The organism is Micromonospora sp. S-DT3-3-22, from assembly GCF_015354745.1.
Taxonomy (GTDB): Bacteria; Actinomycetota; Actinomycetes; order Mycobacteriales; family Micromonosporaceae; genus Micromonospora; species Micromonospora wenchangensis.
In genome coordinates, this window is record NZ_JACGMO010000164.1 from 1 (window position 1) to 13870 (window position 13870).

At 72.2% G+C, this 13870-nt stretch carries 12 protein-coding genes, 1 tRNA gene and 1 pseudogene; 7 read left to right on the plus strand and 7 right to left on the minus strand.

Annotated elements, in window-relative coordinates; all coding sequences use genetic code 11:
* From H1A17_RS30870 to H1A17_RS30880, 3 genes are all read left to right on the plus strand, one after another.
* The coding region (locus H1A17_RS30870; RefSeq protein WP_228544559.1) for a class E sortase at positions 1-965 on the plus strand (965 nt) is incomplete at its 5' end.
* A 5-nt stretch (positions 966-970) separates the two neighbouring features.
* On the plus strand, positions 971-1249 hold the full coding sequence (locus tag H1A17_RS30875; protein WP_145917230.1) for a hypothetical protein: 279 nt from the start codon (positions 971-973) through the stop codon (positions 1247-1249).
* 4 nt (positions 1250-1253) lie between these two features.
* Positions 1254-1904 carry an aminodeoxychorismate/anthranilate synthase component II gene (locus H1A17_RS30880; protein ID WP_194823543.1) on the plus strand — a complete coding sequence of 217 codons (651 nt, stop codon included), beginning with the start codon at positions 1254-1256 and terminating at the stop codon, positions 1902-1904.
* A gap of 128 nt (positions 1905-2032) precedes the next feature.
* Here H1A17_RS30880 and pknB read toward each other — a convergent pair whose 3' ends face one another.
* From pknB to H1A17_RS30915, 7 genes are read right to left on the minus strand one after another with little or no spacing between them, the layout of a single operon-like run.
* Entirely contained in the window at positions 2033-3838 is a 1806-nt protein-coding gene (gene pknB, locus H1A17_RS30885; protein WP_194823544.1) for a Stk1 family PASTA domain-containing Ser/Thr kinase, read from the minus strand.
* The gene (locus H1A17_RS30890) at positions 3835-5328 is read right to left on the minus strand and encodes a serine/threonine-protein kinase (protein WP_145922491.1); all 1494 of its coding nucleotides are present in this window, start codon (positions 5326-5328) and stop codon (positions 3835-3837) included. The genes pknB and H1A17_RS30890 overlap by 4 nt, the downstream gene beginning before the upstream one ends.
* Before the next feature lies 1 nt (position 5329).
* Positions 5330-6835, minus strand: a complete 1506-nt coding sequence (locus tag H1A17_RS30895) for a penicillin-binding protein 2 (protein ID WP_145917227.1) — start codon at positions 6833-6835, stop codon at positions 5330-5332.
* Positions 6832-8322 (minus strand): FtsW/RodA/SpoVE family cell cycle protein, encoded by a 1491-nt coding sequence (locus H1A17_RS30900; protein ID WP_145917226.1) that lies wholly within the window; start codon positions 8320-8322, stop codon positions 6832-6834. The genes H1A17_RS30895 and H1A17_RS30900 overlap by 4 nt, the downstream gene beginning before the upstream one ends.
* A 29-nt stretch (positions 8323-8351) precedes the next feature.
* Positions 8352-9776, minus strand: coding sequence for a protein phosphatase 2C domain-containing protein (locus tag H1A17_RS30905; protein WP_145917225.1), 1425 nt, complete (start codon positions 9774-9776; stop codon positions 8352-8354).
* Positions 9773-10261 carry an FHA domain-containing protein gene (locus tag H1A17_RS30910; RefSeq protein ID WP_088645730.1) on the minus strand — a complete coding sequence of 163 codons (489 nt, stop codon included), beginning with the start codon at positions 10259-10261 and terminating at the stop codon, positions 9773-9775. Before H1A17_RS30910 ends, H1A17_RS30905 begins: the two co-directional genes overlap by 4 nt.
* A gap of 6 nt (positions 10262-10267) precedes the next feature.
* Positions 10268-11062: a DUF3662 and FHA domain-containing protein gene (locus tag H1A17_RS30915; protein ID WP_088645731.1), complete on the minus strand. Its 795-nt coding sequence runs from the start codon at positions 11060-11062 to the stop codon at positions 10268-10270.
* A gap of 228 nt (positions 11063-11290) precedes the next feature.
* Between H1A17_RS30915 and H1A17_RS30920 the strand changes: the two genes are divergently transcribed.
* The 4 genes and pseudogenes from H1A17_RS30920 to H1A17_RS30935 all read left to right on the plus strand — a co-directional run.
* Positions 11291-11376: transfer RNA gene (locus tag H1A17_RS30920), tRNA-Leu, on the plus strand.
* Between the two features lie 64 nt (positions 11377-11440).
* Positions 11441-12562, plus strand: a complete 1122-nt coding sequence (locus tag H1A17_RS30925) for an NAD-dependent epimerase/dehydratase family protein (RefSeq protein ID WP_194823545.1) — start codon at positions 11441-11443, stop codon at positions 12560-12562.
* A complete protein-coding gene (locus H1A17_RS30930) occupies positions 12559-13365 on the plus strand; it encodes a WecB/TagA/CpsF family glycosyltransferase (RefSeq protein ID WP_088645762.1) in 807 nt (268 codons plus the stop codon). The genes H1A17_RS30925 and H1A17_RS30930 overlap by 4 nt, the downstream gene beginning before the upstream one ends.
* Positions 13366-13524: 159 nt before the next feature.
* Positions 13525-13870, plus strand: a pseudogene (locus H1A17_RS30935) (hypothetical protein); the annotation flags it as partial.

Consider the following 13870-nt stretch of genomic DNA (forward strand, 5'->3'; position numbering starts at 1 on the left):
CGCCGCCCGCCTGGCCGGGCCGCCCCATCCCGCCCGCGCCCACCGGTCGGCAGCCGGACCGCACGGTCGACCCGGCGGCGACGGCGCTGCTCCCGGTGCTGCCGGCCCGGCCGACCGGCCCGGCGCTCGACTCCACCGCGCTGATGGGCGCGGTGCCACCCGCCCCCGAACCCGACGGGGCCGGCGACCCCGTCCCGCCCCCGCCACCCCGCCGCGGTGAACGGGTGGTGCAGCTACGCCCGGAGCAGACCGGGAAGGGCTACAAGAGCGTCTACTCGGAGCTGACCCGGCCCACCTTCGCCTCCCGGCTGCGGACCGGCGTCCGGGTCAGCGGCGAGGTGCTGATCACCTTCGGCCTGGTGGTGCTCCTCTTCGCCGGATACGAGATCTGGGGCAAGTCCGCCCTGGTCGACGCCCACCAGAGCAAGCTCAACCAGCAACTCGCCCAGGCGTGGGGCCCGACCGGCGACCCGACGGTCAGCCCCGGTCCGGCCAAGGCGGTCGCCCCGGCTGAGGGCCAGCCCATCGCCGGGCTCTACATCCCCAGCCTCGACAAGAACTGGGTCGTCGTCGAGGGCGTCACCCAGGAGGACATCCGGTACGCCCCGGGCCACTACCCGAAGAGCGCGCTCCCCGGCGAGGTGGGCAACTTCTCCGTCGCCGGGCACCGCAACCGGGCCACCTTCTGGCGTCTCGACGAGCTGAAGTCCGGCGACGCGATCCTCCTGGAGGGCAAGCAGGACTGGTACGTCTACAAGGTGTACCAGTCCCGGATCGTCCGCCCCGACCAGGTCGAGGTGGTCGCCCCGGTGCCCGGCGAGCCGAACGCGAAACCCACCCGCAAGCTGCTCACCCTCACCACCTGCAACCCGAAGTTCGACAACTACCAGCGGTTGATCGTCCACGCCGAGCTCGACCGTACGCAGCCCAAGTCGCAGGGCCCGCCGCCGGAGCTGAGGGGCTGACGACGATGTACTCCTGGATCTGGCGCAAGCTGCCCTTCGGGCTGCCCGGCAAGCTGATCGGCTCGGTGCTGCTCGCCACCGCGACGGTGGCGCTGCTCTGGTACGTGGTGTTCCCCTGGGCCGAGCCGCTGCTGCCCTTCGACGACGTGCAGGTCACCCAGGACTCCGGCAACCCGGGCGGCGACTCCGCCGTCGACCCGGACGCGCCGGCCGGCGACGGGCACGACCTGCCGTACGACACCGACCGGAACAACACCCCGCCCGCCCCCTCCCCAAGCCGGTGAGCCCATGCGCGTCCTCGTGATCGACAACTACGACTCCTTCGTCTTCAACCTCGTGCAGTACCTGGGGCAGCTCGGGGTGGAGTGCGAGGTCCGGCGCAACGACGAGATCGACGTCGCCGAGGTCGGTCGGGTCGGCGCGGCCGGCATCCTGCTCTCGCCGGGGCCGGGCAGTCCGGACCGTGCCGGCATCTGCCTCGACGTCATCGACCGGTACGCCGGCGAGCTGCCGATCTTCGGCGTCTGCCTGGGCCACCAGGCGATCGGGGAGGCGTTCGGCGGCACCGTCACCCGGGCCCCCGAACTGCTGCACGGCAAGACCTCCGAGGTGCGGCACCACTCGGTCGGGGTGCTGGCCGGCCTGCCCGACCCGTTCACCGCCACCCGCTACCACTCGCTGGCGGTGCTGCCCGAGACGCTGCCCGACGAGCTGGAGGTCACCGGCTGGACGGCCTCCGGCGTGGTGATGGCGATGCGGCACCGGACGCTGCCGATCGAGGGGGTGCAGTTCCACCCGGAGTCGGTGCTCACCGAGGGCGGCCACCTGATGCTGGCCAACTGGGTCTCCGCGTGCGGCCACCCGGAGGCCCTGGAACGCGCCCCGGAGCTGGCCGCCGAGGTCGACGCCCGCCGCCGGGCCGCCTTCGCCACCCTCTGACGGGCCGCCGCACCGGCCCGCCGCCCACCCGACGCCTCTCCGTCCCGGCCCGCGCCCGCCGTACCCTCGACGCCTGTCCGTCCCGGTCCGGCGGGCAGAGCCGGGCCCGGTACGTCCGGGGGTACGGGTCAGTCGTCGTCGCTGCGGAACGGCGGGGTGGGCAGCGGGAACCCGCCCCCCGTGCCGTCACCGGGCGGTGTGGTGGTCGGCACCGGCGTGGTCGGTGCCGGCGGCGTCGGCGACTCGGTCACCTCCGGCACGCTCACCACGATGGTGACCGTGCTCCCCTTGGCCTTCTTGGTGCCGGCCTTCGGGTTCTGGCTCTGCACCTTGCCGGCCTCGTCCGCCGGAACCTCCGAGCCGAGTTCCGGGTTGACCTTGAAACCGGCGTTCTGCAGGGCCCGGGTGGCCTCCGTCTGGCTGAGATCCTTGACGTCCGGCACCTCCCGGACGTTGCCCCGGGAGACGGTCAGGGTCACCTCGGTGCCCTCCGGCACCTTCTCGCCCTCGGGCGGGGACACGTCGAGGACGATGTCCTCGCTCTCCTCGCTGTCCTTCGTCACCACCTTGACGGTGAACTTCTCGTCCTTGAGCCGGGTCTGGGCGCTCTCGACCTTGCTGCCCTTGAGGCCGTTGGGGATGCTGACCTCGGGCTTGCCGCCGCAGAGGCTCACCGTCACCTGGCCGTTCTCCTCCAGCGCGGTGCCGGCCGGCGGGTCCTGCCTGACCACCGTGCCCACCTTGCAGGTGCTGTCGAAGACCTGGTCGCCGGTCGCCGGCACCAGACCGGAGTTGCGGATCTCGGCGAACGCGACGTCCTGCGTCTTGCCCGCCAGGTTGGGCACCGGGCTCTTCTTCGGCTCCTGACCGTTCATCAGCAGCGCCGCTACCAGGGCGATCACCGCCAGGACGCCGACCGTCGCGAACGCCGCGATCACCCAGGCCGAACTCCTGCGCCGCTGCGGGTCACCGACCCGGGCCGGGATCTGCCGGGTCTGCTGCCCCACCACCTGGGTCGGGTAGCCGCTCGCCGCCGCGGCCATCGGGGTCGTCTCGTCCTGACTCAGGACGGGGGTGGCCATCACCGGCCGGCCGGCGGCGGCGCGGAGCAGGTCGGCCCGCATCTCACCGGCGCTCTGGTAGCGGTTGAGCGGGTTCTTCGACAGCGCCTTGAGCACGATCGCGTCGATCGCCGGGGTGACGTCCGGGTTGATGTCGCTCGGCGTCGGCGGGGCCTCCCGCACGTGCTGGTACGCCACGCTGACCGGGCTGTCACCGACGAACGGCGGGTGGCCGCAGACCAGCTCGAACAGCACGCAGCCGGCGGCGTACACGTCGGAGCGGGCGTCGACGGCCTCGCCGCGCGCCTGCTCGGGGGAGAGGTACTGGGCCGTGCCGATCACCGCGCTGGTCTGCGTCATCGTGGTGGCGCCGCTGGCCAGCGCGCGGGCGATGCCGAAGTCCATCACCTTGACCTGACCGGTCTGCGTCAGCATCACGTTGCCGGGCTTGATGTCCCGGTGGATGATCCCGTGCCGGTGGCTGAACTCCAGGGCCGCGCACATGTCGGCGCAGATCTCCAGCGCCCGGCGCGGCTGGAGCCGCCCCTCGACGCCGAGGACCTCCTTGAGGGTCCGCCCGTTCACGAACTCCATCACGATGAACGGGAGGGTCTCCCCGGTCGGGGCGGTCTCCTCGCCGGTGTCGTAGACGGCGACGATCGCCGGGTGGTTCAGCGAGGCGGCGTTCTGCGCCTCCCGCCGGAACCGCATCTGGAAGGTGGCGTCCCGGGCCAGGTCCGTCCGGAGCATCTTGATCGCGACGTCCCGACCGAGCCGGAGGTCCCGACCGCGGTGCACCTCGGCCATGCCGCCGTAACCGAGCAGCTCGCCGACCTGGTACCTGCCACCGAGCAGGCGGGCCTGGGCTGTCATCGCGTTCGTCGTCCTTCGCTCGTCGTCGTCTCGCCGGCACCCGGTCCGAGCCGTACCACCCGACGGTACGACGTCCCGGCCGGATCGTCGCGTCCGAGGGCACTCAGCGCGCCGGACGTCGTGCCCGGCGCACCGGGATCGGTGGCCAGGTTGCCCTGCCGGGTCGCGTACGCGAGCACACCGGAGCAGACCAGCACCAGCACCGCCAGCAGGATCGCCAGGGCCACCATGCCGGACCGGGAACGGGCGGGCGGGGCGGGGGGTGGGAGGGGCTGCCGGGCGTACACGGGCCGGTCCGCGCGGAGCTGGGCGGACGGCACGGGGGCCGCCCCCCGGGACTGCTGCGGGTAGGGCCGGGTCATCGGGTTGGCCTGGGCCGGTGGACGCTGGTTCACCGGCTGTGACTGCGGCTGCGGCTGCGGGTGCCGGGCCGCGACCGCCGGCCGGGCCTGCTGCCCACCCATCGCCGGCCGGGCCTGCTGCCCACCCACCGGGGGCCGTGCCTGCCCGCTCACCGCCGGCCGGTGCGGGTGGGCCGGCACGCCGGACTGCTGCCGGGGTACGGCGGGCACCTGGGCGCGGGCCATCGGGCCGGCCGGGGACGCCGGTGCCCCGGACACCGGGCCACCGGAGACCGGGCCGGGATGTCCGCCACCGGCACGGGCCTGCTGGGAGAGGGCCTGCTTAGCCTGCCGGGCGACGGAGGCGAGCGCGGCGGCGCTCGGCCAACGGTGGCCGGGCTCCTTGGCCATCGCCCGCTCCACGATCGCCTTGACCGGCGGCGGAATGTCCCCGGGCAGCGGGCGGGGAGTGTCCCGCACGTGCTTCATCGCGATTTCAAGCGGGTTGTCCCCCTCGAACGGCCGCCGGCCGGCGAGGCACTGGTAGGCCACCACACCGAGCGCGTACACGTCGGAGGCGGGCGTGGCGACCGCGCCGGTGGCCTGCTCAGGGGAGATGTACGAGGCGGTGCCGAGCACCGACCCGGCGGCGGTGAGCTGGCCGACCAGCTCGGACCGGGCGATGCCGAAGTCGGTGAGCACCAGCGTGCCGTTCGGCCGCACGAGCAGGTTGCCCGGCTTGACGTCGCGGTGCACGATGCCCTTCTCGTGGGCGGCGTGCAGCGCGTCGGCGGCCTGGGCGAGCAGCGCCATCGTCCGGGCCGGGGTGAGCCGGCCGACCCGGCTGAGCGTCGCCGACAGGGCGTCACCCTCGACGTACTCCATCACCAGGAAGGCGATCTGCTGGTCGCTGCCGAAGTCGTAGACGTCGACCACGCCGGGGTGGTTGATGGTGGCCATGGTGCGCGCCTCGCCGCGGAAGCGTTCGGCGAAGCCGGGCTCGTCGAGCAGCGCCGGGAGCAGGCTCTTCACCGCCACCGTACGGCCCAGCACCTGGTCGGTGCCGCGCCACACGTCGCCCATGCCGCCGCTGGCGATCCGCTCGTCGAGACGGTAGCGGTTGCCGAGCTGCACCCCGGGGCTGAGCATGTCAGCGGCCCCCCGCATCGGCGATGGCCGCCTGCATGATCCGGCCACCGATCCGGGCCGCCTCGGCGCTGCCGCCGCTGCCGGCCTGCTCCAGCTCCACGCAGACGGCGGAGACGGCGTTGCCGTTCTTGTCCAGGGCGAAGCCGATGAACCAGCCGTGGTCGGGCCGGTCCGGGGCGGACTGGGCGGTGCCGGTCTTGCCGCCGACCGTGTAGCCGTCGATGTCGGCGGAGCGACCGGTGCCGTTCTTCACCACGCTGACCATCATGTCCCGCAGGTCGTCGGCGACCTGGCCGCTGACCGGCTGGCGCAGCTCCCGGGGCTGGGCGTTGTAGTAGCTGGTGGTGCGGTCCGGCCCGAGGAGCTGCTTGACCAGGTAGGGGCGCATCTGCCGGCCCTTGTTGGCGACCGAGCCGGCAATCAGCGCCCCCTGCAACGGGGTCATCCGGACGTTGTTCTGGCCGATGGAGGACTGGGCCAGCGCGGCCGGGTCGGTGCCGCCGTCGGGGTTCTGCATGTCCCCGGTCCGGCTGGCCGCCACCGGCAGGCCCCCCTCGCCGAGCTGGCCGACGGTGAGGTCGTCCTGCTCGAAGCCGAACTGTCGGGCCTTCTCCTTCACCGTGTCCGCGCCGAGCCGGACGCCGAGCTGGGCGAAGCCGGTGTTGCACGACTCGGTGACCGCGTCGATCAGGGTGACCTGCGCCTCCGGGCAGATCGACGCGGCGGCGTTGCGGATCGGCGTGCCCGAGGTCGGCGGGGTCCAGCTCGCCCCGGCCGGGATCTCGGTGTCCTTGCCGACCCCGTTCTCCAACGCGGCGGCGGCGATCACGATCTTGAAGGTGGAGCCGGGTGGCAGGACCTCCGACAGCGCCCGGTTCTTCAGCGGGCCGTCCGGGTCCTGCTCGTACTTGTTGTAGGCCGCCGAGGCCACGTTGGTGTCGTGGTCGACAAGCGGGTTCGGGTCGAAGCCGGGCATCGAGACGAGCGCCTGCACCGCACCGGTACGCGGGTCGATGGCGATCGCCGCGCCCTTCTTCACCCCGTTGCGGTTGTTGCGCAACTGCTCGTACGCGGTGTCCTGGGCGCGCTTGGAGATGCTCAGCAGCACGTTGCCGCCGCCGGTCTCGTCACCGGTGAACATGTCCTTGATCCGGTTGCCGAGCAGGGCGTCGCTGGTACCGGCGAGGAAGTCGTTCTCCAACCGCTCGATGCCGGTGTCGGCCAGGTTGACCGGCTTGTAACCGAGCACGTGGGCGTACTTCGACCCGCCGGGGTAGGTGCGCTGGAACTTCAGCTTGCCGCCGGTCTCCTTGCTGGTGGCCACGGCGGTGCCGCCGGCCTCGATGTTGCCCCGCCGACGCTCGTACTCGGCCACCTGGACCCGGCCGTTGTAGTCGCTGTTGCGGTACTCGTCCGCCTTGTAGGCCTGGATCCAGTTCAGGTTGGCGAAGAGCAGCCCGAACAGGACCATGACGACGACGCCGACGCGGCGCAGGGGCGCGTTCACGGGCGGATCACCTCCGTGGGAGCACCGTGCAGCTGTTCCGGCGGACCACCACCGGGTCGGCCCGCCGTGCCGCCACCCTGGGCCACCGGCCGCCGGGCGGCGTCGGAGATCCGCAGCAGCACCGCGATGAGCAGCCAGTTCGCCATCAGCGACGAACCACCGGCGGAGAGGAACGGGGTGGTCTGACCGGTCAGCGGGATGAGCTTGCTGATCCCGCCGACGATCACGAAGACCTGCAGGCCCAGGGTGAAGGCGAGACCACCGGCGACCAGCTTGCCGAACGAGTCCCGCACCGCCAGCCCGGCCCGCAGCCCCCGCTCGACGATGAGCAGGTAGACCACCAGCAGCGCGGTCAACCCGAACAGGCCGATCTCCTCACCGATGCCGGCGAAGATGAAGTCGTTCTGCACCTCGGGGATCTCCAGCGGCTCCCCGGCGCCCGGCCCGGAGCCGAACAGGCCGCCGCTGCCCAGACCGAGCAGCCCCTGCACCAGCTGGTAACCCCGGTCGTACGGCTCGGCGAACGGGTCGAGCCAGATCTCGGCGCGGGTGTAGAAGTTGGCGAACGGGCCACCCACCGTGCCCCCGAGCACGTACGCGAGGTAGGCGCCGCCGAAGAAGAGGACCAGACCGATCAGCAGCCAACTGACCCGTTCGGTGGCGATGTAGAGGGTCACCACGAACATGCCGAAGTAGAGCAGCGAGGTGCCGAGGTCCTTCTCGAAGACCAGGACCAGCAGACTGATCATCCACACCCCGAGCACCGGGCCGAGGTCCCGGCCGCGCGGGAAGTCGATGCCGAGGATGCGGCGGCTGGCCAGCGAGAGCACCTCACGCTTGCGGACCAGGTAGTAGGCGAAGAAGACCAGCAGCGCCAGCTTGGCGAACTCACCGGGCTGGATGCTGAACCCGCCCACCCTGATCCACAGCTTCGCGCCGTTGATCTCGGAGAACCGGCCGGGCAGCACCGCCGGGATCATCACCAGCACGATGCCGGCCAGCCCCAGGGTGTACGCGTACCGGGAGACCGCCCGGTGGTCACGCATCAGCACCAGCAGGCCGGCGGCGAGGACCACCGCGGCCAGCGTCCAGGCCAGCTGCCGGCCGCCGGTGCCGGCGAAGATGGCAAGCGTCTCCCGGTCGGCCGGGGCGGCCTTGCCGAGGTCGAGCCGGCGCAGGAAGCCCACCCCGATGCCGTTGAGCAGAGCGACCGCCGGCAGCAGGGCCGGATCGGCGAACGGCGCCAGCCACCTGATCACCAGGTGCATGCCGAGGAAGACCAGCCCGAGCGCGGCGGCCGGCATCCAGAAGTCGCGGGTGACGGTGTCGAGCAGGTTCGCCTCGACGATCGCCCCGTACGCGGCCACCAGCACCATCGCCAGCACCAGCAGGGACAGTTCGGCGTTACGCCGGGACCGCGCCAGACGTACGCCGGGCCGCTCGCCCGTCGCGACGGGCGAGACTACCGGGTGGGCCGCTGCGGTCAAGGAGGTGTCCCTCGGATCTCAGCCGACGGTCACTCGGGCGACCGGCAGCCCGCCGGGTCTCCGGCCGGCGGAACCGCGTCGGAGGCCGAGGCGTCGGGTGTGGTGGGCGGCGTGGGAGTGCCGTTGGCACCCGGGACCCCGGTCGCGCCGGGGCTGGGTGAGCCCGGGACGGCCGGCGCCGACGAGTTCGCCGGCACGGGTGAGCCGGTGATCAGCGGCGGCACCGGCGGGCAGACCGGCTTGAGGTTCGGGTTGGTCGGGTCGTCGCTGGTCAGCTCGGCCAGCCGGCGCAGTGCGTCCGGTCGGCTCTTGGCCTGGATGCCCTGCTTGACCTGCTCCTGGGCGGCCAGGGTGAGGTCGTCGAGCTTGGCCTGGCTGGTCGAGTGCACGCTGGACAGGTCGAGGCCGGCCACCTGGCCGGGGACGCCGCGGAAGACCGCGAGCTGCCCGCTGTCGGTCGCCCCGACGTAGTACTGCCGCTGGGTGTAGCTCCAGCCGGCGAACAGGCCACCACCGAGGATGACCAGCAGGGCCGCCAGCATCGCCGCGGTGCGCAGCGGCCGGCGCGGGCGCTCCGGGTCGTCGTCCCGGTTGGCCGCCGGCTCCTCCGGCGCGGCCGGACGCGGCGCGGACAGCGCCGACGCGCGGGCGGCCGGGGTCGAGTCGTCGGCGGCGGTGGCCATACCCCGGTCCCGGGCCGCGGCCCCGCCGACGATCGGGCTCGCCTCGACGATGTCCTGGTCGGTGGCGTCCGCGATGATCACGGTGATGTTGTCCGGGCCGCCGCCGCGCAGGGCGAGCTGCACCAGCCGCTCGACGCACTGCTGCGGGTCGGTGTACTCGCGCAGGCTGTCACCGATGGTCTCCGCGCTGACCACGCCGGAGAGGCCGTCGCTGCAGATCAGGTAGCGGTCCCCGGGCAGCACCTGCCGGACGCTGTATTCCGGGTCGATGTCCCGGCCGTCGAGGGCGCGGGTGAGCAGCGAGCGCTGGGGGTGGCTGCTCGCCTCCTCCGCGCTGATCCGCCCCTCGTCGACGAGCATCTGGACGTAGGTGTCGTCCTTGGTGATCTGGGAGAACTCACCGTTGCGCAGGAGGTAGGCCCGCGAGTCACCGATGTGGACCATGCCGAGCTTGCTGCCCGAGAAGAGGGTCGCGGTGAGCGTGGTGCCCATCCCCTCCAGCTGCGGGTTGGCGTCCACCGTGTCGCGGAGCTGCTGGTTGGCGGTGCCCACGGCCGATCGCAGCGCGTCGACGAGCGCGTCCCCCGGGACGTCCTCGTCGAGCGGCGCCATGGCACCGATGACGATGTTGCTGGCGACGTCACCGGCGGCCATGCCGCCCATGCCGTCGGCGACGGCGAGGAGCCGCGGCCCGGCGTAGACGGAGTCCTGGTTTCCGTCTCGGATCAGACCGCGGTCGCTGTGGGCCGCATAGCGCAGGGTCAGAGTCATGGCCGTAATTCGAGAGAGGTGCGGCCGATACGGATCGGCACGCCGAGGGGGACGGGGGTTGGTCCGGTGACCTTAGCGCGATCGAGGTACGTGCCGTTAGTCGAACCGAGATCCTCGACGAACCACTGCCCGTCCCGGGGCACCAGCCGGGCGTGCCGGGCGGAGGCGTAGTCATCGGTGATGACGAGGGTGGAGTCCTCGGCCCGACCGATGGTGATCTGCGCTTCACCGAGGGTGATCCGGGTGCCGGCGAGCTGGCCGGCGGTGACCACCAACTGGTGGGCCGCCCGACCCCGCTTCACCTTCGCCGGCTTCGCCGCCTGCTGCTGGGTGGAGGCCCCGACCGCGCGCGGCGCGGCCACCAGCCGCCCCGACCGGGCGCCCGCGAAGAGATCCCGACGGATGACACCGACCACCGTGAACACGAAGATCCACAGCAGGATGAGGAACCCGAACCGGGCGACGGTGATGACGAGTTCCGGCAAGGCGGGTCAGCCGTCCACGCGGAAGGTCAGCGTCGTGGTGCCGAGCTGGATCATGTCGCCCGGGTTCAGGGCGACGGCCGAGACCCGCTGGCCGTTGACCATGGTGCCGTTGGTCGACCCGAGGTCGGTCAGCACGACCTGGCCGCCGTCGAAGTCCAGCCGGGCGTGTCGGCGGGAGATCCCGACGTCGGGCAGGCGCAGGTTGGCCTGGTCACCCCGGCCGATCACGGTCGAGCCCATCTGCAACGGGTAGGTACGGCCGTCGCCGGAGACCAGCCGGACGTTGCGCGCGCCGCCGCCGTGGCCGGGCGGCGGGCCGTAGCCGCCCCCCTGGTCGTACGACGGGTAGGCCGGCGGGCCGGGGTCGTAGCCGCCCGGGGAGGAGACCGGAGCGACCTCGCCGCCGGTGTAGACCTCGGCGGTGACCCGGAACATGCCGGTGTCCAGCCCCTCGCCACGCTCGACCTCGACGATCACGTCGCCGTAGACCGTCCACGCCTGCTCGCCGATGAACTCCGCCTGCGACTGGGCCAGCTCCTGGGCCAGGGCGGCGGCGTACGGCGCCAACCGGCTGTGGTCGTACGGGGAGAGATCGATCACGTAGCGGTTCGGCACCAGGGTGCGGCCACCAGCGAGGATGGCCTTGTGCGCCTCGGCCTCCCGCTGCATGGCGTTGAGGATCTCCACGGGGTGGACCACCCCTTTGAAGACCTTGGCGAAGGCCCCTTCTACCAGGCCTTCCAGACGCTTCTCGAAGCGTTGCAGCACGCTCACCGGCTCCTCCTCGGGTCCCGAGGACATGATGGTATCTGGACGGCGCGCATGCAGCTCGCGCGCCGCTCGGCCACCGCGCGGCGGCCCGTTCGGAGCGGCCCTCCGGACCGTGCTACTCTTTCGTCCGCCACGAAGGGTGACCGCTCGCAGGAACGGTAACCGGTCGAGGCGAGACCACAGGACCGGGTAGGATGTTCCGGGCCCGCCGGAGACGGCGGGGTCGACGCTTCCGACCGCGTTCGAGGGTCGTGCCACGGGGATGTGGCGGAATGGCAGACGCGCACGGTTCAGGTCCGTGTGTCCGAAAGGACGTGGGGGTTCAACTCCCCCCATCCCCACCACCAGACGAGGGCTCCGCAGCTGCGGGGCCCTCACTTCGTATCGGGGCGTACCGGACGTCAGGCTATGCTCCGATGGTTTTTTCCAGCCTCCTACCTTGACCAGGAGTGTCGTGTGAGTGTCGCGTTGGTGACCGGGTCGGGCGGTCTGATCGGTTCCGAGGCGGTCCGGCACTTCGCCGGGCTCGGCCTGGACGTGGTCGGCATCGACAACGACATGCGGCAGGAGTTCTTCGGTGCCGAGGCCTCGACCGCGTGGAACGTCCGGCGGCTGGCCGACGAGCTGGGGTCGGCGTACGCGCACCACAGCATCGACATCCGCGACCGGGACACCCTCGGCAAGCTCTTCGCCCGGTACGGCCGGGACATCGCCGTGGTGATCCACACCGCGGCCCAGCCGTCGCACGACTGGGCGGTGCGGGACCCGTTCACCGACTTCGACGTCAACGCCGTCGGCACCCTCAACATCCTGCAGAACGTGCGGGAGCACTGCATCGCCGCGCCGCTGATCCACTGCTCGACCAACAAGGTCTACGGCGACCGGCCGAACAGCCTGCCGCTGGTGGAGCAGGAGACCCGGTGGGAGATCGAGCCGGGGCACCCGTACGAGCAGGGCATCCGCGAGGACATGTCGATCGACGCCTGCCTGCACTCGGTCTTCGGGGCCTCCAAGGTCGCCGCCGACGTGATGGTGCAGGAGTACGGCCGCTACTTCGACATGCGGACGGCCTGTTTCCGGGGCGGCACGCTGACCGGCCCGGCGCACTCGGCGACCGAGCTGCACGGCTTCCTCGGGTACGTGATGCGGGCCAACATGGAACGCCGCACCTACAAGATCTTCGGGTACCAGGGCAAGCAGGTCCGGGACGCCATCCACAGCTCGGACGTGGTGTCGGCGTTCGAGGCGTTCTTCCGGGAGCCGCGCTCGGCGGCGGTCTACAACCTGGGCGGCGGCCGGCACTCCAACACCTCCAACCGGGAGGCGTTCGCCCTGGCCGAGGAGATCACCGGCCAGGAAATGATCACCGAGTACGTCGACGCGAACCGGATCGGCGACCACAAGTGGTGGATCGGCTCGAACGAGGCGTTCCAGGCCGACTACCCGGGCTGGAAGCAGGTCTACGACGTACCCATGATCATGCGGGAGATCTACCAGGCCAACGTCGACAAGTGGGTGCCGGGAGCATGACCGGGCAGGGCAAGCGGAACGTCCTCGGCGTCCTGGTCGACGCCACCGACTACGCCTCGGCGACCGAACAGGTGGTCGCGGCGGCCCGGGACCGCCGGCCGCTGGCGCTGACCGCGCTGGCCGTGCACGGGGTGATGACCGGGGTCCTCGACCCGGCGCACAACGCCCGGCTCAACTCGTTCGACGTGGTCACCCCGGACGGCCAGCCGGTGCGCTGGGCGCTCAACCTGCTGCACCACGCCGGCCTGGCCGACCGGGTCTACGGCCCGACGCTGACCCTGCACGTGCTGCGCCGCTTCGCCGACGAGGGCCTTCCGGTCTACCTGTACGGGTCGACCGAGGAGACGCTGGCGAAGCTCATCCCGGCGCTGGAGCGGATGTTCCCGGCCCTGAAGATCGCCGGGGTGGAGCCGTCGAAGTTCCGCGCCGTGCAGCCCGGCGAGGACGTCGAGATCGCCGACCGGATCCGGGCCAGCGGCGCCCGGCTCGTCCTGGTCGGCCTGGGCTGCCCCCGCCAGGAGGTCTTCACGTACGCGATGCGGCCCCTGCTGGACATGCCGCTGATGGCCGTCGGCGCGGCCTTCGACTACCACGCCGGCCTGCTCCGGCAGCCGCCGCCGTGGATGCAGCGGGCCGGCCTGGAGTGGTTCTGGCGGCTCGGGCTGGAGCCGAAGCGGCTCTGGCGGCGGTACGTCATCCTCAACCCGGCCTACCTGACCCGTCTCGCCGGCCAGAAGACCGGACTGTGGAAGGCCCGGCCGCCGGCTCCGGCCACCGAACGGCCGGCCACCTTCGCGGTCTGATCCGTCCACTGCGGACGACCGGCCGGGGATGACGACCCGGTCGGTCCCGTGCCGCTGGACCGACCGGCCGGGACACGGCCACCCCTACGGGATGCTCCGGGGTGGGAACAGGGGCTCGTCCCGGATTCGCCGCCCGCCGTTGTGGGCAAGGCTGTGTCCATGGATGGGCATCTCATCGTGCTGCTGTCGATCGCCGCCGTCTGGCTCGCCGCCGGCGTCGTGGCGGACGGACTCCCCCGGCTGGACCGGGCCCGCGCCCTGCGACGGCGTACCGGATGGCTGCTCGCTCTCTCCGTCGCCGGGCTCGCCCTGACCGCGACGGTGCTGGCCGCCGGCACGATCAGCGGCGGGGACACCCCGGTCGACCGGGCCGCCGGGCAGCTTCCGCTGGTGGCCGTGCCGGCGCTCGCGGTGGCCGCCTGCACGGTGCGCCGGGTCCGCCGGCTGCGGGCCGGGGCGGGCGCGTTCACCGCCGCGCCGGAGACCCCCGCGCCGTACGGCCTGC